General features: G+C 72.5%; 15 protein-coding genes. 5 read left to right on the top strand and 10 right to left on the bottom strand.

Annotated features, from left to right (window positions below):
- The first annotated feature begins 81 nt into the window (after positions 1 to 81).
- On the top strand, positions 82 to 759 hold the full coding sequence (locus WAB15_RS09815) for a YitT family protein (protein ID WP_399144418.1): 678 nt from the start codon (positions 82 to 84) through the stop codon (positions 757 to 759).
- A 57-nt stretch (positions 760 to 816) separates the two neighbouring features.
- Here the strand turns inward: WAB15_RS09815 and WAB15_RS09810 are convergent, their stop codons facing one another.
- The gene (locus WAB15_RS09810; RefSeq protein ID WP_399144417.1) at positions 817 to 1,635 is read right to left on the bottom strand and encodes a helix-turn-helix transcriptional regulator; all 819 of its coding nucleotides are present in this window, start codon (positions 1,633 to 1,635) and stop codon (positions 817 to 819) included.
- Positions 1,636 to 2,049: 414 nt separating this feature from the next.
- Between WAB15_RS09810 and WAB15_RS09805 the strand changes: the two genes are divergently transcribed.
- On the top strand, positions 2,050 to 2,820 hold the full coding sequence (locus tag WAB15_RS09805) for a transposase family protein (RefSeq protein WP_407285994.1): 771 nt from the start codon (positions 2,050 to 2,052) through the stop codon (positions 2,818 to 2,820).
- A gap of 56 nt (positions 2,821 to 2,876) precedes the next feature.
- Here WAB15_RS09805 and WAB15_RS09800 read toward each other — a convergent pair whose 3' ends face one another.
- Entirely contained in the window at positions 2,877 to 4,208 is a 1,332-nt protein-coding gene (locus WAB15_RS09800; RefSeq protein ID WP_407285993.1) for a cytochrome P450, read from the bottom strand.
- Positions 4,205 to 5,002, bottom strand: a complete 798-nt coding sequence (locus WAB15_RS09795; protein ID WP_399144415.1) for an alpha/beta fold hydrolase — start codon at positions 5,000 to 5,002, stop codon at positions 4,205 to 4,207. Before WAB15_RS09795 ends, WAB15_RS09800 begins: the two co-directional genes overlap by 4 nt.
- A 168-nt stretch (positions 5,003 to 5,170) precedes the next feature.
- On the opposite strand from WAB15_RS09795, the gene WAB15_RS09790 reads away from it, so the two are divergent.
- Both WAB15_RS09790 and WAB15_RS09785 read left to right on the top strand, forming a co-directional pair.
- Positions 5,171 to 5,944 (top strand): DUF72 domain-containing protein, encoded by a 774-nt coding sequence (locus WAB15_RS09790; protein WP_407285992.1) that lies wholly within the window; start codon positions 5,171 to 5,173, stop codon positions 5,942 to 5,944.
- A 60-nt stretch (positions 5,945 to 6,004) separates the two neighbouring features.
- Positions 6,005 to 6,289: an acylphosphatase gene (locus WAB15_RS09785; RefSeq protein WP_407285991.1), complete on the top strand. Its 285-nt coding sequence runs from the start codon at positions 6,005 to 6,007 to the stop codon at positions 6,287 to 6,289.
- Between the two features lie 62 nt (positions 6,290 to 6,351).
- On the opposite strand, the gene WAB15_RS09780 is transcribed toward WAB15_RS09785, so the two are convergent.
- Both WAB15_RS09780 and WAB15_RS09775 read right to left on the bottom strand, forming a co-directional pair.
- The gene (locus WAB15_RS09780) at positions 6,352 to 6,786 is read right to left on the bottom strand and encodes an ankyrin repeat domain-containing protein (protein WP_399144412.1); all 435 of its coding nucleotides are present in this window, start codon (positions 6,784 to 6,786) and stop codon (positions 6,352 to 6,354) included.
- Positions 6,787 to 6,875: 89 nt separating this feature from the next.
- Positions 6,876 to 7,988: a DUF5925 domain-containing protein gene (locus WAB15_RS09775; RefSeq protein ID WP_407285990.1), complete on the bottom strand. Its 1,113-nt coding sequence runs from the start codon at positions 7,986 to 7,988 to the stop codon at positions 6,876 to 6,878.
- A 128-nt stretch (positions 7,989 to 8,116) separates the two neighbouring features.
- Between WAB15_RS09775 and WAB15_RS09770 the strand changes: the two genes are divergently transcribed.
- Entirely contained in the window at positions 8,117 to 9,487 is a 1,371-nt protein-coding gene (locus tag WAB15_RS09770; RefSeq protein WP_407285989.1) for a GH39 family glycosyl hydrolase, read from the top strand.
- 43 nt (positions 9,488 to 9,530) lie between these two features.
- Here the strand turns inward: WAB15_RS09770 and WAB15_RS09765 are convergent, their stop codons facing one another.
- The 5 genes from WAB15_RS09765 to WAB15_RS09745 form a co-directional block, all read right to left on the bottom strand.
- Complete coding sequence (locus tag WAB15_RS09765) at positions 9,531 to 12,968, bottom strand: lipopolysaccharide biosynthesis protein (RefSeq protein WP_407285988.1); 3,438 nt, start codon at positions 12,966 to 12,968, stop codon at positions 9,531 to 9,533.
- A gap of 51 nt (positions 12,969 to 13,019) precedes the next feature.
- On the bottom strand, positions 13,020 to 13,823 hold the full coding sequence (locus WAB15_RS09760) for a polysaccharide deacetylase family protein (protein ID WP_407285987.1): 804 nt from the start codon (positions 13,821 to 13,823) through the stop codon (positions 13,020 to 13,022).
- Complete coding sequence (locus WAB15_RS09755) at positions 13,820 to 14,899, bottom strand: glycosyltransferase family 2 protein (protein WP_407285986.1); 1,080 nt, start codon at positions 14,897 to 14,899, stop codon at positions 13,820 to 13,822. Before WAB15_RS09755 ends, WAB15_RS09760 begins: the two co-directional genes overlap by 4 nt.
- On the bottom strand, positions 14,896 to 15,711 hold the full coding sequence (locus WAB15_RS09750; RefSeq protein ID WP_399144405.1) for a glycosyltransferase family 2 protein: 816 nt from the start codon (positions 15,709 to 15,711) through the stop codon (positions 14,896 to 14,898). Before WAB15_RS09750 ends, WAB15_RS09755 begins: the two co-directional genes overlap by 4 nt.
- A 478-nt stretch (positions 15,712 to 16,189) precedes the next feature.
- Positions 16,190 to 17,284, bottom strand: a complete 1,095-nt coding sequence (locus tag WAB15_RS09745; RefSeq protein WP_407285985.1) for a GNAT family N-acetyltransferase — start codon at positions 17,282 to 17,284, stop codon at positions 16,190 to 16,192.

Genomic DNA, 17,284 nt, shown 5'->3' with positions numbered 1-17,284 from the left:
CCGCCCTCGTCCCCCGTTCCGCCCCTCAGGTGCCGCCGCCGCGGCGGCACCTGAGTACTCACCCCACCCGGAAAGCATCAGATGGCCGCGACCGGCAAGAACACACCACCCCTCGCCTACGTCCGCTTCGGAGAGAATCCGCTCAGGCGCATCCCCCAGCTGTTCATCGGCCTGGCCCTGTACGGGTTCAGCCTCTCCGTCATGGTGAGGGCCTCACTCGGGGTCAATCCCTGGAGTGTGCTGTACGAAGGCCTGGAGAACTACACACCGCTCAGCTTCGGCGCCATCAGCGCCGTACTCGGTGTCCTTGTACTGCTGACCTGGATACCGCTCAAGCAGAAGCCCACGTTCGGGACGATCGCCAACATCATCGTGCTGGCGTTCTCCTCCGACCTCGGCCTCTCCCTCATCCCGGAGGACCTCGGGCTTCCGGTCCGCATCATGCTGCTGATCGGCGGCATCGTCCTCAACGGGCTGTCGATCGGCATCTACGTGGGGGCGCGCTTCGGCCCCGGACCACGCGACGGCCTCATGACGGGGGCCTCGGCCACCTCGGGCAAGTCCATCCGGCTCATCAGGACCGTCATCGAGATCACGGTCCTGATCATCGGCTGGCTCCTGGGCGGAAGTGTGGGAGTCGGCACCGTGCTCTACGCGTTGTGCGTCGGCCCGGTCACCCAGTTCTGCCTCCCGTGGTTCGCCTACCGGGCCGTCGACGAACGCCGGCCCGCCGCGGAGGCGGCCCCGGCCGTCGCGTAGTCGGCGCGTCCCGTCCGCGGTGCCGCGGAGACGGGGGCGGCCGGCGCCGCACCGGCGTCAGCCGCCCCCGCCGCCTTCGGCGCAGGTCAGGACGACGAACCGCAGATCCGGGTGGTAGGCGGGGACCAGTACGTGGGACACGACGCTGATCTGCTGCCGGCCGAAACGGGGCAGCCGCAACGCGAAACGATGGCCGTCTCCATAGGCGACGACGCGCGGCTCCTCTTCCCACAGTCGCCGGCACTGCGGATTGCGCAGGAGTTCGTCGCGGAGTGCGCCGAGTTCCGCATTCCCGGGCGTCGCGGCAAGTGCGAACCGCAGCTGTGCCAGATAGGTCGCGGCGTGCTCGGGCCAGTGGACGAACTGGTCTCGGGCTTCCCGGGAAGCCAGTGCCCAGCGCAGCAGGTTCGCTCGCGGCTCGTGTACCCAGGGAAACCACTCTTTCATCGCCTGATTGCACGCGACGAGGTCCCACACGCCGTCCGTGCAATATGCGGGGTACGGCATCTGCATATCGAGAAGGGCCTGCAGGGAGCCGGTCGGAAGAGCGCCGGACGTACGCGTCGGCGGTCTGTCTCCGGCGACGAAACGCCGCAGCGCCATCCGCTCGTCCGGCCCCAGCAACAGCACTTCGCCCAGACGGTCCGCCGTGGTGGGCGACAACCGCCCCGGCCCGCCGCGCTCGACATCGCGGTACCACCGCACACTCATGCCCAGCTCGGCCGCGACCTCGGCCTGCGTCAGCGGTTTTCCCCTGCCGAGCTTGCGTCCCGCCTGCGCCCGCCAGGCGCGGAGAAGCCCCGGGATCTCCAGTGCGGCACGGGGTCTGGGGGGAGCCGACTCATCGTGGGCGAGAGTCGATAACCGATCAGACATCTTCCGAATTGCCAAGCATGCGATTCGCCCCCGTGCCTCATGTCAAAGAATGGCTCCAGAGTATGCCATGGCCTTGAACGATCAAGGTGAGCCTTTTCTCCCCACGGCGCCTTGGCCAGGCGCGGCGATGCGGTTATCAAGGCCGCACCCCGTCAGGCGTTTTACGTTGATTTAATGGAGTGGGTGCGCGGCCATGACGGTCGAACCTAAGGGCTGTCCCGTAACCCCTGGCGGGCGCACGACGACAGCTACGGCACCTCGCCGCGTTGTCGGAACGTCCGGATACGCCCAGTATCCGGACGTCCCTCCGCCTTGCGATGCACCGCATCTGACGCCGTGCGCTGATCCACCAGGGATTACGGGACAGCCCTTAAAGGGTGTTGCAGAACGTAGTCGATTGGGCATTTTCCCTTTATGGGTGGGGTGTTGCGGGCTGAGCGGTTGTGGGTGGAGACGTTCACGGGCTTGCGGATGAGTGGCTTCGCGGGCCTGTTGAAGGTGGTGCGTGAGCGGGGTGGCAACGGGCCCGGAGGCGGTCGCCCGTGGTGTCTGCCGCTGGCCGACCGGGTGTTGCTGGTGGCCGTCTACTACCGCACCAACCTCACGATGCGGCAGCTCGCCCCGCTCTTCGGGATCTCCCCGGCCACCGTCTGCCGGGTCATCCAGCGGCTCGGGCCTTTACTCGCACTGGCGCCGGCCCCGCGACCGGTCGCCGACGTCGAGCGGTTGTGGATCGTGGACGGCACCCTCATCCCCGTCCGTGACCGGACGGTGGGTGCCTCGTCGCGTAACTACCGCTTCTCGGCAAACGTGCAGGTCATCATCGATGCCGACACCCGTCTGGTCGTTGCCACCGCCCGTCCGGCACCCGGCAACAAAGCCGACGCCCACGTCTGGCGGGCCTCCGGCCTGCCCGCCCACTGCGAAGGCACCACCGTTCTCGCCGACGGCGCCTACCTGGGAACCGGCCTCGTCGTCCCGCACCGCAAGAGAGCCAAACGCCCCCTGCTGCGAGCCCAGGAGGAAGACAACGCCGAACACCGACGCGTCCGCGCCCGCGTCGAGCACACCTTCGCCCGCATGAAGAACTGGAAGATCCTCCGCGACTGCCGACAGAAAGGATCCGGCCTCCACCACGCCGTCCAGGCAGTCTCCACCATGCACAACCTCGCCCGTACAGCATGAACAAGCAGGTCAGACGCCACTCCGACCTGCCCACACCCACCCTTCTGCAACACCCTTTAGGGCGTGGCGGCGTCCGCGTCGACCCGCAGCGGCAGCGACTTCAGACCGTGGATGAAGTTGGAGACGAGCCGCCGCGGCGGAGCGGCGAGGGCCAGGGCGGGCAGCAGGCCGGCCGTCTCCTCGTACAGGACCCGCAGTTGCAGGCGGGCGAGGTGCGCGCCCAGGCAGACGTGCGGGCCGTCGCCGAACGAGACATGGGGATTGGGGGAGCGGGCCAGGTCCAGCCGGTGCGGATCGGTGTGGACCCGCTCGTCGTAGTTCGCCGAGCCGTGGAAGACGACGACCTTGTCGCCGGCGCGGATCGGCCGGCCGGCCAACTCGGTGTCGTACGCCGCGGTCCGGCGGAACGTGAGCACCGGCGGGTGCCACCGCAGCAGTTCCTCCACGCATGTCGCCGTACCGACCGCCCCCGTGCGCAGCGCGCGGTACGCGTCCGGGTGCCGGGCGAGTGCCAGCAGGCCCCCGGGGGCCGCGCTGCGCACGGTGTCGTTGCCCGCGATGGTCAGCAGGAAGAAGAACATCTCCAGTTCGGGGGCGGCCAGTTCGCGGTCCGAGGCGAGGACGGTCAGTACGTCGTCGCCCGGGTGGCGCCGCTTGTGCGCGGCCAGCTCCCGCGCGAAGGCGAACATGTCCTGCAGCATCGCCGGAGAGCGCGGATTCGCGGGCCGGCCGTCCGGGCCGGACGCCGCGGGCTCCGCCTCGTCGGGGTCCTGGTAGCCGATGACGCGCCGGGTCCAGTCCAGGAGCAGCCCGCGTTCCCCGGGCGGTACGCCGAGCACATCGGCGAGGTTGAGCAGCGCGTAGTCGTCGGTGACGGAGGCGACCAGGTCGCAGACGCCGTCCCCGCTGCGCGCCGTGTCGACCGCCGCGGCCAGCAGCCGGCGGGCCCGTTCGCGCACCACCGCCTCGAAGCGGTCCACCCGGCCGCGGGTGAAGGCCCGGCTGACCAGGCGGCGCAGCCGCCCGTGGTCCGGGGGATCCTGGTTGAGCATCATCCGACGGATGAACGGCAGGTCGGCGGGGTCGGGGTCGCGGATCTGGGTGGCGCCCAGATGGGAGGAGAAGGTGCGCGCGTCCTTCAGGACCCGTACGACGTCCGCGTGCCGGGTCACCGCCCAGAAGCCGGGGCCGGCGGGCCAGCCCAGCACCTCGTGCTCCTCCTGCCAGGCCACCGGGTACCGGTCGCGCAGCAGCCGGTACGCGGCGTGCGGGAGGCCGTCCGCGTAGCCGCGCGGGTCGAAGACGTCCGGCACCGCGTCCGGTGCGTCCGATGACGCCGGCGCCTCCTGAGGGGCGGCGCCGGCATCCGGATCCGCGGCGCCGGTCATCCCGCCGCCGTCCGCCCGCCGTCGCCGTCGTCGGCCCGCAGGAAGTCCTCCACCGCCCGGATCAGCTCCAGCGGCGTCTCGTCCATGGCGTAGTGCCCCGCCCCCGGCAGCTCGACCAGCTCGGCGCCGGCGAACCACCGCAGCCAGGTCTGCCGCATCAACTCGGCGCTCAGCGCGGGATCCAGCGCCCCGGCCACCGCCAGCGCCGGCACCGCCGAGCCCTCGACCTCGTCGGCGAACCCCTCCCCGGCCCAGGAGTCCAGCCAGGTCCGGAACGCCTTCGCCTCGCTGCGCTCCAACGACCGCCGCACCATCCGGTCCAGCCAGGCGGCCGGGCGCCGCCCGCCGGAGGTGAGGTCGATGATGGAGCGCCGGTTCTCCGGGGTGTGCGCCGCGGCGGAGAACAGCTCCCACTGCTCCGGTGGCATCGGGAATCCGGAGGCCGGGACCGGTGAGACGCCCACGATCCGGCGTACCCGGTGCGGTGCCGCGGCCAGCACCCGCTGGGCGACGCTGCCGCCCATCGAATGGCCGATCACCGAGAACCGCTCCCAGCCCAGCCGGTCGGCGAGCGCCAGCACATCGGCCGCGCCCTCCGTCGTGGTGTACGCGCCGTCCGCGCCCCGCGCCTCGCCGTAGCCGCGCAGATCGACCAGCGCGTACTGGAAGGCGTCCCGGTCGAGATCCGGCAGGACCGGGTCGAAGGCGGACCGGTCGGCGAACCAGCCGTGCACGGCGAAGACCTTGTGCGCGCCCGAACCGTGCAGGGCATGCGGCAGTACGAAGGAAGCCACGCTCACTCCAGACGTGTGACGGAACGTCGACGGCCCCCGGCCACCACCGGGTGGTCACGGGCGATTCCGACCACATTGGCCGTAACCTCCCCGCCGTGCAAGACCCCGCCCGGACGACACCGCCGCGGGCTGGTACGGCCCGCCCGGGACCGGGCAGGCATCCCGGACATGACCGTCCTCGTCGGAACCTCCGGCTGGCAGTACAAGGACTGGCGCGAGGTCCTCTACCCGCCCGACCGGCCGCAGCGGCTGTGGCTGGAGGAGTACGCGCGGCAGTTCGCCACCGTCGAGAGCAACGCCGCCTTCTACCGGCTGCCCGAGGAGAAGACCTTCGCCGACTGGCGGGACCGGACCCCCGAGGGATTCGTGATGGCCGTCAAGGCCAGCCGCTATCTGACGCACATCAAGCGGCTCCGGGATCCGGCGGAGCCGGTCGGTCGGCTGATGTCGCGGGCCGCGGCCCTCGGCCCACGGCTCGGGCCCGTCCTGCTCCAGCTGCCGCCCACGCTGCACGCCGACGCCGCGCTGCTGGACGACTGCCTGGGCTGCTTCCCGGCCGGCGCCCGGGTGGCCGTCGAGCCGCGCCACGCGTCGTGGTGGACCGAGGAGATCCGCGCCGTACTGGAGCACCGGGGCGCCGCGCTGTGCTGGGCGGACCGGGGCTCCCGGCCGGTGACACCGCTCTGGCGGACCGCCGGCTGGGGGTACGTGCGCTTCCACGAGGGCCGCGCGGAGCCCTTTCCGCGCTACGGAGGGCAGGCGCTGGCCACCTGGGTGCGGCGGATCGCCGACACCTGGCCGGACCGGGCCGAGGTCTATGCGTACTTCAACAACGACCTCGGCGCGGCGGCCGTCCTCGACGCCGTCCGCTTCGCCCGCGCCGCCGAGGCCGCGGGCCGCTCGGTGAGCCGTACGCCGTCCGGGCGTGGCGCCGCCCGCTGAGCGCGGGCCGGGGATATATCTGCGCTCGTACCGCTGGGCGAGCTGACGAGGTGACATACGGTGATCCGCAGACGGGTGGTGGTCTCCGGGGACGTGCAGGGCGTGTTCTTCCGCGACACCTGCCGGCGCACGGCGGACGCGCACGCAGTGGCCGGCTGGGTGCGCAACCTCCCGGACGGAACGGTGGAGGCCGTGTTCGAGGGGGAGCCCGAGCGGGTGCGGCAACTGGTGGACTGGGCGCACCAGGGCCCTCCCACGGCGCTGGTCGACGCGGTGTCCGTACGGGAGGAAGAGCCGGAGGGCCTGCGGGCCTTCGAGATCCGGCCGACGCCCGGAGGGCTCTAGGGGGTGTCCGAGGCGATGATCCACCGGCCCTGATCCACCGGACCGGCGCCTGGGGGAGACCCCTACGCGGCGGCCCCGCGGGGAGTCGCGCCCGCGGCGATGAGGAGGGCGGCGGTCTCGGAATGGGAGCCGTCTCTCGCCCAGTCCAGGGCGGAGCGGCCGGTGCCGTGGTCTTCGCGGAGGTTCGGATCGGCGCCGTGCGCCAGCAGTTCGCGTACGGCCGCGGTGTACCCCCAGCACGCCGCCGCGCACAGGGGCGTGCCCTCCGAGCCGAGTCCGCCGCTCTCGGTGTCGGGGGTCGCCCCGGCCGCCAGCAGCAGGCGGGCGATCTCCGCCGATCCGTTCACGGAGGCCTGGTAGAGCGGGGTGGTGCCTTCGGGGTTCGCGTGCTCCGGGTCGGCTCCGGCCCGCAGCAGCGCCGCCACACGGGCGGTGTCACGCCCCAGAATCGCCCCGAAGAGACGCCGGGTGAGCTTCTTCCGCTTGCGCTGGTTCATGGGGGCCGAGGCTAACGACACCACACGCGGCCCGGCCAGCCGATAATCGCTCGCCCAGCACCGCGACCGGCACCGCCGCCGCCCGCGCCTCAGAGGTACAGACCCGCGTCGGCTCCCGAGTCCTGGGCCGGGACCGACGCGGGCCCCGTGCCGCGCCGGAGCGCGTACAGCTCGGCCAGGGTGGCGCCGTCGCGGCCGATGCCGCGGTCCGCGCCGAGCCAGTTGACCGCTTCGGGGCGGGTCAGCGGGCCGACCTCGATACGGGCCAGACAGCGGCCGGGACGCACCACCGCCGGGTGCATCCGCTCCAGGTCCTCGTTGGTGGTGACGCCGACCAGGACGTTGCGCCCCTGTCCCAGCAGCCCGTCCGTGAGGTTGAGCAGCCGCGACAGCGCCTGGCCGGCGGCGTGCTTGGCCTCGCCGCGGATCAGCTCGTCGCAGTCCTCCAGGAGCAGCAGCCGCCAGCGGCCCTTCCCGGCGGAGTCGTCCTCACCGATCGCGATGTCCATCAGATAGCCGACGTCGTTGAACAGCCGCTCCGGGTCCAGGACGCAGTCCACCTGGCACCAGTCGCGCCAGGAGCGGGCCAGGGTGCGCAGCGCGGAGGTCTTGCCCGTACCGGGCGGGCCGTGCAGCAGGAGCAGCCGCCCGGCGATCTCCGCGGGCACCACCTTCATCAGCCGGTCCATCGCATCGGCCACCGGCGCGGTGTAGTTGGGCCGGATCTCCTGCCAGGTCCCGGCGGAGATCTGCCGGGAGGTGCGGTGCGGGCCGCGGCGCGGGGAGAAGTACCAAAAGCCCATCGGCACGTTCTCCGGCTGCGGCTCCGGTGCGTCCTCGGCGCCGTCCGCGGCCTGGCCCAGCACCTTCTCGGCCAGCTCGTCGGTGACGGCGGTGACCGTCACGTCGGCGCCGCGGTTCCAGCGGGAGACCAGCACGGTGTAGCCGTCGCCCTCGGCGAGCGTGGCGCTGCGGTCCTCGTCCTTCGCCGAGCGCAGGACCCGCGCGTCCGGCGGCAGCAGCGTCAGCCCGGACTTCACCCGGTCCATCGACCGGCTGCGGGAGTACGGCTGCTCGCCCTTGGTGAACCGGCCCAGGAAGAGCGCATCGATGACATCGGACGGCGAATCGCTGTCGTCCAGGGTCAGGCGGAGCGGAAGGGACTCCTCCGCGACGGTCGGCTGGAGGTGATCGGCACACATGACGCCATGATCTGCCACCGCCGCCCGCCGCGTACACGGATTATCCCCACCGGTGTTTCTCCGTACGGAACGGGACCGGTAACCCGAAAACCGGGTTTACCGGGCGGTTGGGTCGCTAATCTCCCTTTGTGCGACGTCATGGTGGGGAACGTCAGACAACGGCCTTCGTGGTCGTGGCAGGGGTGCTCGCGCTGGCGCTGGGCCTGATAGCGCTGGTCATGTGCACCGCTCCGGGGCCGCGGGACCGCGACGCCAAGGGGCGTTCGCCGTCGCGGGCCGCCGGGCCGGCCGTGGGCTGGGGGTTCACCCACACCCAGTTCAGCGCGGACCAGGGCGCCGAGCCGGACCGGGACCGGGCCGCCCGCCTGCTGTCCGACCACCCGATGCCGCAGAACCAGCACATCATGGGCTGGGGCGCGCAGAACCCCGAACCGAGCCCGGGCCGCTACGACTTCGCCGACCTGGACCGCCGGATCGCGCTGATCCGGCACACCGGCGGCACTCCCGTGGTGACGTTGTGCTGCGCGCCGGACTGGATGAAGGGCGGCACGGCGGGCGGAACCGACTGGGACGCTCTGGAGAAGGCCCCCGACCCGGCGCACTACGCGGACTTCGCGGCCCTCGCCGGAAAGGTCGCCCGACGCTATCCGGACGTCCGGCACTTCGTCGTCTGGAACGAGTTCAAGGGGTTCTTCGACGACGCGAAGGGACGCTGGGACTACGAGGGCTACACCCGCCTGTACAACCTCGTCTACAAGGAGCTGAAGAAGGCCGACGCCGGAATCCGGGTGGGCGGGCCCTATCTGGTGATGGACAGCCATGTGCCGGGCGACGACACCTACGAGTCCCGCCTCAAGGGCCCCTGGGGAAGCATCGACCGGCGCACGCTCGACGCCTTCGACCACTGGAACCGGCACAAGGCCGGCGCGGACTTCGTGGTCGTGGACGGCTCCAGCTACAGCAAGGACGACCGCTTCGCCCCGGGCCCGTTCACCGCCGCCCGGAAGTTCGCCGACGTGGGGCGGTGGCTGCGCGAGGAGACCGGGCTGCCGCTGTGGTGGGCGGAGTGGTACGTCGAGATCACCGACGACGGCGCGCGCGACGGCGGGGGCGACCGGGCCGCCTGGAGCGAGCGGCGGCGCGTGGCCGCGCAGGCCACGGCGCTGGTCGAGATGGCCGCGGGCGGCGCCACCAGCGGGTTCTACTGGAACCCGGAGACCGACGGCGAGGACTGCCCCGGCTGCCTGTGGACCAGTACCGAACAGGACGACGGGGGACGGGAGCTGCCGATGATGACGCTGCTGTCCCGCTTCTCCCGTGCCTTCCCGCCCACGGCCCGGCCGCGAGAACTCGACACCGGCACCACGAGGATCCTGGGGCTGGCCGACGACCGCACGGCGCTGCTGGTGAACACCGCCGACCGCCGCGGCACGGCGACGGTCGACGGGGAGGACCTCACCCTGGACGGGTACGAGGTGCGCTGGCTCGACCGCTCCTGAGCGCCGAGCGCGAGAAGCCTGCGGCCCGCCCGGGCCCCCGTCCCTACGACAGCGTCATAAACCGCTGCACCAGCGACGCCAGGAACACCAGCAGCAACGGCATCGCGAACCAGAACATCCCCTGGACCCAGTGCCGTCGGCGCACGCTCGGCCGGGCCGCGACCCGGAGCACCTCGCGGGCCGCCAGCACCGCGACCAGCGCGACCAGCGCGAGCGCGCCGAACACCGACCATGGCGTCCAGGTCACCTTCGGGCCGGCCGGGCCGGGGTGGGGCGGCGCGACCTCGCCCGCCGGGCGCCGCGCCGGCTCGTACACCGCCGCATGCTCGTTGGACAGCACCCGCCGGAGGTCGGGACGCCGGTCCAGTGCGGTGCGCAGCCGCCGCTCCCAGCCCGCCGGGTACCCCGCGTCCAGCCGCAGCGCCTCCGACTGGCCGTGATTGACGATCAGATACGACTGCGGCCCGGCGTCCCGCAGGGCGGCGACGACCGGGCCCACCCGGGCCGGATCGCGCGGCGCCAGGGTCGGCTCGTACTGGACCCGCTCCATGTCCCGGGCGCCCCAGGGCATCGCCGGGGTGACGCTGTTGACGGGGTCCTGGCTCAGCCACAGCAGCCGCACCGTAGGACGGTCGTGCGCGTAGACGTAGTCCATCGCCGCGACCTCGCCGGGCCGGATCCGCTCGAAGGGCTCATTGCCCCAGCGGGCGACGAGGAAGCCGACGGCCAGGAGCAGCCCCGTCAGCAGTGCGGCGAGCGGTCCGAGCCCTCGCGGGGCGTCCGTACCGCGCGGGAACAGTGCCAGCGCCGCCAGCACACAGGCGCCGGGCAGCGCGAACAGAAAGACCCGCAGCGCCATCTCGCCGCCGTAGGACTGCATCCCGAACGCCAGGAAGGGCACGAACGCCAGGGTCGGCAGCGCGCGTTCGGTGAAGCCCGCCGCCCGCCGCCGCAGCGCCCCGAAGCAGGCCAGCGCCAGCACCCCGCCCGCCAGCGCCACCCGGGCGTACAGCACCAGCTTGTGGGTGGCGTCGCCGCCCCCGATCCGGTCCGTCACGGACGAGGAGACATTGCCGCCGATGCCCCCGAGCCCGCCGAACAGCTCGTCGAAGTGGCCCGACCAGTACGGCTCGGCCAGGAAGCCCACCCAGGCCGCGACCAGGACGCCCAGCAGCAGCGGCAGACCGCGCAGGGTGCAGCGGCGGACGAGCACCAGCACGGTCAGCACGCCGAGCATCACGAACGGGGTGAGCTGGTGGGCCGCCACCGACGCCGCGAACAGCGCGATCAGCGTGGTGAGCAGCACCGCGAGCCGGCCGCGGCCCGCCGGTTGCGGCTCCGCCTCGCCCGGCCGCCGCCCGGACCCCGCCGCCACGGCCGCCGGCCGGGTACGGAACCACACCAGCAGGATCGCCACGAACGCCAGATAGAGGAGGTAGGTGAACCCCTGCGGGGAGAAGTAGTCCTGGCCGACCCAGCCGCACAGCGCGAACAGCCAGGCCGCGCACCACTTCGCCCGCCAGTTCGCCCGTACCGCCTTCAGGAGCAGGAACAGCGGTGCCAGGTACAGCAGTTGGATGGTCGGCGGCCACCAGCGCAGGACCTCGGTGAAGTCGGTGATGCCGCACGCCTCGGCGAGGAACTGCACCCCGGCGAAGAAGCCCGGCCAGCTCCAGCGGGCGTCCAGGTCCGGTACCGCGGTGCCGGTCCGGCCGAGGTGGTCGAGGAAGCCGAGGTGCTGCCAGGCCGTGGGGAAGCGCGGCTCGGCCTCCAGGACGGCCGGGAGCGCGTGCAGGGCCACCACCGTCAGCACCAGGACGGCGGTGAGCAGGGCGCGGCGCGGCGTGGGCAGCCAGAGCGCCCAGGCGTACGCCGCCACCAGCAGGACCACGCCGGCCAGTGTCACCGCGGGCAGCACCGGGATCAGGCCCAGCCCCGTCATACGGTCCAGATCGGCGTCGCCCATACCGCGCAGCGGCAGCCAGAACAGCGCCAGGGCGGCGGCGAGCAGCGCCCATCCGACCGCGGCGTACCGCCTGCCCGAACCGGGGTCCTCGCCAGCGGCCTTGCCGAACGCCCTGACGCCGTCGCCGAGATCGCCGTACACCGCCAGATCCGCCAGGTCGCCGTCCGGTGCCAGGCCGTCCACCGGGGTCCGGGCCGGCGGTGCGGTCGACACCCGCCCGCGCAGCACCCGGCGCAGCCGTCCGCTCGCGATCGCGACGATCACCGCCAGGCTGGCGACCTCGGCGACGCCGGCGCCGGCCAGTCCCGTCCGCGGCAGCAGCACCAGCGTCAGACCGAGCACCAGCACACACAACAGGCCTTGCAGGGCGGCCAGTCCGGACGTCCGGCTCTGCGCGCGCAGCACCGCGAAGTGCACCTCCATCACCACGCGCAGCGCGGCGCCCACCGCGAACCAGCGCAGCAGCGGCGTGGCCGCCTCCGCGTACCCCGGCCCGAAGACGCCGAGCAGGTAGGGCGCGCAGACGAACAGCGTGAGGCAGACCGGGACCATGATGCGGGCCATCCGCCGCAGCGCGGCCCGGGTGTGGTGGGCGAGCTGCGCCGGATCGTGGGCGCCCTCGACGGTCAGCGAGGCGCCCATGTTGAGGGCGAGCAGATTGACCGTGCCGCCGATGGTGGTGGCGATGTAGAAGTACGCGTTGTCCGCCGCGCCGACCTGGGAGGCCACCAGGACCGGGACGAGGTAGACCACGGCGAGGGAGAACAGCGAGCCGGTGTAGTCGCCGGCCAGGAAACGGCCCACCTCCCGCAGCGACGGGGGGCCGGCGGTGTGCCGCGTGGTCCGCGCGTGCCGGGGGATCAGCCGCCGGAACACCAGCCAGGCGAGCGGGACTACGGAGACCGCGATCGCGGCGACCCAGGAGACGAACACCCCGGCGGTGGGGATCGCGGCGGCGAAGACCACCAGCAGCCCCAGCTTCACCGCGGAGAAGGCGAGATTGCCCACCGGCACCCACAGCGCGCTGCGCAGCCCGGTCAGCACCCCGTCCTGGAGGGTCAGCAGCGACCAGGCGACCACGGCCAGGATGAAGCCCAGGCCGTTGAGGGTGCCGTGCAGAAAGCGGTAGGAGGGACCCCAGAGGTCGAGGGTGAGGAGGAAGGCGGTCGCGGCGATCGCCACCACGACCGAACTGCCCCCGTACGTCCGCAGCACCAGCCGCCGGGTGGTGTGGCCGGCGACCGGGATGAAGCGGGCCAGCGCGCCGGTCAGGGTGACCGCGGTCAGCCCCGCCAGCAGCTTCATCGCGGCGATCGCCGCCGAGCCCTGACCGACCGCGGCCTCCGTGTAGAAACGGGCCGCGACCAGCCAGAACCCCAGACCGAGCAGCCCGGAGACGCCGGTGTTGAGCATCAGCGCATAGGCGTTGCGGAACAGCGGACTGCCGCCCCGTCCGCCCGGCCGCGGTGGCCCTTCCTCCGCACGCTCCTCGGCCTTGGTGGTGGTGTCGGACACCGGCTCAACTGCCCCTTCTTCCGCCGCGGGGATGCCGCGGCGGGCTCGGCGTCAGCGGCCCGGCGCGCACAGCCGGACCACCTGTCGTGATCTGCGGACCACCGCGTACCCCTTGGTGAGCACCCGGTCCCGGGCGAAGGCGCGGACCAGCCCGCGGCCCTCGACGATCCGGGCGAACTCCTCGGTGCCGGTATCGCGCCGCACCGTCAACCGCGCCAGCGCGTACGGCCCCTGACGGCGGGCCGCCAGCGTATTGCCCACGGCGAGCGCCTGCCGGAACCCCAGGCCGCGCACGGTCCGCCGCACCCGCCGGCCGGAGTGGCCGTAGGGGTAGGCGAAGGACTCCGGTGCCGTCCCGACCTCGTCGGCGATGATCTCCTTGCAGCGCAGCACCTCGTGCCGCAGCCGCGCGTCGCCGAGGTCGTCCAGCGGGGGATGGCGGTGGCTGTGCCCGCCGATCTCCACCCCGGCTCCGGCCAGCTTCCGCACCTGGTCCCAGTCGAGCATGGTGTCCAGCGCGCCCCCTCTGCCGTACGGGCCGCGCAGCCAGCCCGTGGTGACGAAGAGGGTGGCCGGGAAGCCGTGCCGGGCCAGGGCCGGCAGCGCATGCCGGTACACGCCTTCGTAGCCGTCGTCGAAGGTGATCAGCACCGGTCGCTCCGGTAGCGGGCCGCCGCCCCGCCAGGCCGCCGCGAGCACCGCGGCGGTCAGCGGGGTGAAGCCGCCGTCGGCCAGGACCGCCAGCTGCTCCTCGAACGCGGCCGGTGTCACCGACAGCTCCCGTACGGCGGGTGTCGGGGCCACGGTCACCGCGTGGTACATCAGGATCGGCACCGCGCCCGGGCGGCCGCTCATGCCGCCGCCCCCTCGTGCGCCGTGGCCGCCGTCCCGTCGCCGGGCCCGCCGACTCGGGTACCGGGAAGGGGCGTTCGCCTCCGGCGGGCCCGCAGCGCGCCCCAGGCGTAGCCGGCCGCCGCGGCCGCCGTGCCGGCCACGATCGCGCCCGCCCGGCCGGCCCCGCCGGGCCTTCCCAGCAGCGCGTCGCGTACCCCGCGCAGCACCCCGGCGGGCAGCACCCGGGCGGTGTGGCGGCGCTCGGCCGCCAGCCCGTCCCGCGCGCCGACACTCCGCGCCACCAGCGCCTTGGACAGCCCCTCGGCGTACGCCCGGCTGTGGAAGTAGCCGAACCGCTGCCGCCCGGCCGGCACCCGGTGGTGGATCACCGACCGGTCGTCGATGAGCAGCACCGCGTCCGGTATCAGCCGCGAGATCCGGATGCACAGCTCGGTCTCCTCGCCCCCCAGCGGCCGCCGGTCGCCGTCCCGGCCGATCCCGGTCGCGAAGCCGCCGACGAGGTCGAACGCCACCCTGCGGAAGGAGGCGTTGCCGCCCAGCACATTGCGCACCCGCACCTTCCCCGGCGGCAGACCGCGGTAGGTGCAGCCCACCACCCAGTCGAACTCCTCGGGGAACCACACCGGGCGGCGGCCGGTCTCCCAGGCCGGTTCGGTACGGCCCCCGACCGCCATCACGGCCGGGTCGGCGTACGCCGCCGCGAAGTGGCGCAGCCAGTCCCGCTCGGCCACCGCGTCGTCGTCCAGAAAGGCGATGACCTCGCCGTCGGCGGCGGCGATACCGGTGTTGCGCCCCGCGGAGAGTCCGCGGGGTCCCGAATTGGCCATGATCAGAGGCGGGGTCGACGGAGCGCTCGGCGCATTCGCGCCCGTGCAGGCGCCCTTGAAGTGCTCCCTGAGCCGGTCGAGCAACCGCTGGTGGTGGTCCACCACCAGCAGCAGCTCATGGGCGGGATGGGACTGCGCGCGGACGGATTCCACCGCGGCCAGGATGTCGTCCCACCGGTCCTCGGTGTGGACGCAGATGACGACGGAGATCCGCAGCGCCGGGCCGACCGCAGGTCTCCGGGGGTTCACCGGGCGTCTCCGGTGATCAGCGCCGGCCGGGCCACCCGCTTGCGACGGGTGCCCCGCTCGCGCAGGATCACCCGCAGCACCCGCAGACCGTCGCGCACCGCCCGCAGATTGCTGACGCCGTGGATGCGGTTGTACTCATGGCTGGGGATCTCCTGCACCCGCAGCCCGGCCTTGACCACCCGGATGTTCATCAGCGTCTCGACCTCGAACCCCGCGCAGTCCAGGGCGATCTGGTCCAGGCAGTGCCGCCAGAAGGCGTTGTAGCCGTAGCACAGATCGGTGTAGCGGGCGCCGAACTTGGCGTTGACGACCGCGGTCAGCACACGGTTGCCGAGCTTGCGGATCGGGGTCATGTCGTCGGTGCCGCCGCCGTTGGCGAACCGCGAGCCCTTGGCGAAGTCCGCCCCGGACACCAGCGCCGAGACATAGCTGACGATCTCGCCGCCGTCGGCCGAGCCGTCCGCGTCGACCATCACGATGATCTCGCCGGTGCAGGCCGCGAATCCGCTGATCAGTGCGTCGCCCTTACCCTTTCCGCGCTGCGGTACGACGGTGACGTCCGGCCGCAGTTCACGGGCGACGCGGACCGTGTCGTCGGTGGAATTCCCGTCGACCAGGATTACTTCGTGAATCCAGTCCGGCAGGGTTTTGAAGACGTACGGGAGGTTCTCCGCCTCGTTCATCGCCGGAATGACGACGCTGACCGGCGGTGCGATGGCCAGGTGTGAGGAAACAGGACGGTAGACGGCCTGGTCCGGCAGCAGCGTCAGCGGCGGTTCTTCCGCGTCGGCCGGGCGAAGGAACGAGCTCATGGGTTGATTTCCCTCTCGTCCGGTGGACCGCCCACCCCCGGGCGGTCCGTGCTGGATATCCGGGTCGAAAGGGGGGTTCACACCCCGCTTCGCACGGCGGAACCGCCGTGCGAACAGGGCGAGCTGGCATGCGTGTCTCCGAACGCGCGGCTCGTGCCCCGGACCTCGGCGAGCCGTGATCGGCAAGCCGGGACCGCGCGCACTGGACCCCCCCAACCGCGCACCGCACCGGGCGCTTCATCGTGTCGCCGAGCCCTCCCCTAGAGCCGCCTTGCGATGATCGTCCGATGCGGGTGGATGTGCGACGGTATTGATGAATGGGACTGTAAGGCAAGACGTTCCACGCCAAATACCGTTTGGCGCAATTGGCCGGTACGCACTGATGTACGTCAATATTTATGCACCGGCGTACGCCCCTATTGCGCCGTCTCGAATACGGTGGGAATTCCGGGCGCGCGGGGCTCACGCAAATCGGCGCTCAGCGCCCCGACCGGATCTGGCCCACCCGCTTGAGCAGGCGGTCCGCCGGCTCGAACAGCTCCGGCCGGGCGAGCACCGCGTTGCGCAGCGCACGCACCGGCGCGCGGCGGGCCCGGTGTCCCAGCGCGACCGGATGGCGCCGCATCACCCACCCCTCGGACACCAGGAGTTCACGGGTCTTGAGGGAGTCCTTGTAGTCCTTCGCCCCGCGCCCCAGATCGAGGTAGGCCAGCGAGTCCGCGGCCGCCGCCTGCGCCATCCGCACATGCAGCACCAGCCCCGGCGAGTACTTCGCGAACTGCGGGTCGTAGGCCGGGAACCAGCAGGCCAGCACGGACGGCGAGCGCAGCCCGAAGTGCGCCGCGATCGGCCGCTCGCCGGCGTAGAGCACCGACAGCAGCCCGGCGAAGGAGTCCGTACGGCTGTGGAAGAGCTGCTGCACCAGCCGGACGATCCAGGCGTGCGCGAAGCGGTCGCCGCGCCCCGTCCTGCGGTACTGGGCGGACTTCCATCGCATCAGGGTGCGCAGCGCCGCCGGGTCGCGCTCGTCGTGGACGTAGCGCACCGGCCCGATGTCCCGGCCGAGCTTGCGCTCCTTGGCGAGAGTGGTGCGGGTGAACTTCGGCGACCGCGCCCGCAGTCCGGCCAGATAGGCCTCGAAGCCCTGGTCCACGTCGATGACGGGCGAGGCGTGCCGCCCGAACGAGGGTGCCTCGAAGCTGCGCTGGCCCTCCACCAGGTGATCGAACTCCAGCACCGACAGTCCGCAGGCCCGCAGTAGCTCCTGGGCGCCGCATCGGAATCCGGTCCGGTGCACCAGCCCCTGCGCGTCGGAGACGCCCAGCCCGATCGCCCGCCCCACGCCGAGCGCCGAGCGCTGGAAGGGCAGGAACGCCGCCGGGGCGCCGCCCTCGTGTACGACGGCGATGCGTACGCCGCCCCGGGACCGGCCCACGGCCAGCGCGAACTCGGGGGCCAGGAACGGGTTCGCCAGCTGCGGTGCGCCCAGGGACCGCGCCTCGGCCTGCAGGGCGGTCCAGGCGCCGCGCTCGGCCTCGGTCAGCCGGCCGGGGCGGTATACCGCGAGATCCAC

This window comes from Streptomyces sirii, assembly GCF_045690365.1.
Taxonomy (GTDB): Bacteria; Actinomycetota; Actinomycetes; order Streptomycetales; family Streptomycetaceae; genus Streptomyces; species Streptomyces sirii.
This window is presented reverse-complemented; position numbering and strand designations above follow the sequence as displayed.

Excerpts from the sequence above, each read along its gene's own strand:
- WAB15_RS09815 (WP_399144418.1), top strand. The coding sequence starts at position 82 with ATGGCCGCGACCGGCAAGAACACACCACCCCTCGCCTACGTCCGCTTC.
- WAB15_RS09810 (WP_399144417.1), bottom strand. The coding sequence starts at position 1,635 with ATGTCTGATCGGTTATCGACTCTCGCCCACGATGAGTCGGCTCCCCCC.
- WAB15_RS09805 (WP_407285994.1), top strand. The coding sequence starts at position 2,050 with ATGGGTGGGGTGTTGCGGGCTGAGCGGTTGTGGGTGGAGACGTTCACG.
- WAB15_RS09800 (WP_407285993.1), bottom strand. The coding sequence starts at position 4,208 with ATGACCGGCGCCGCGGATCCGGATGCCGGCGCCGCCCCTCAGGAGGCG.
- WAB15_RS09790 (WP_407285992.1), top strand. The coding sequence starts at position 5,171 with ATGACCGTCCTCGTCGGAACCTCCGGCTGGCAGTACAAGGACTGGCGC.
- WAB15_RS09780 (WP_399144412.1), bottom strand. The coding sequence starts at position 6,786 with ATGAACCAGCGCAAGCGGAAGAAGCTCACCCGGCGTCTCTTCGGGGCG.
- WAB15_RS09775 (WP_407285990.1), bottom strand. The coding sequence starts at position 7,988 with ATGTGTGCCGATCACCTCCAGCCGACCGTCGCGGAGGAGTCCCTTCCG.
- WAB15_RS09760 (WP_407285987.1), bottom strand. The coding sequence starts at position 13,823 with ATGAGCGGCCGCCCGGGCGCGGTGCCGATCCTGATGTACCACGCGGTG.
- WAB15_RS09750 (WP_399144405.1), bottom strand. The coding sequence starts at position 15,711 with ATGAGCTCGTTCCTTCGCCCGGCCGACGCGGAAGAACCGCCGCTGACG.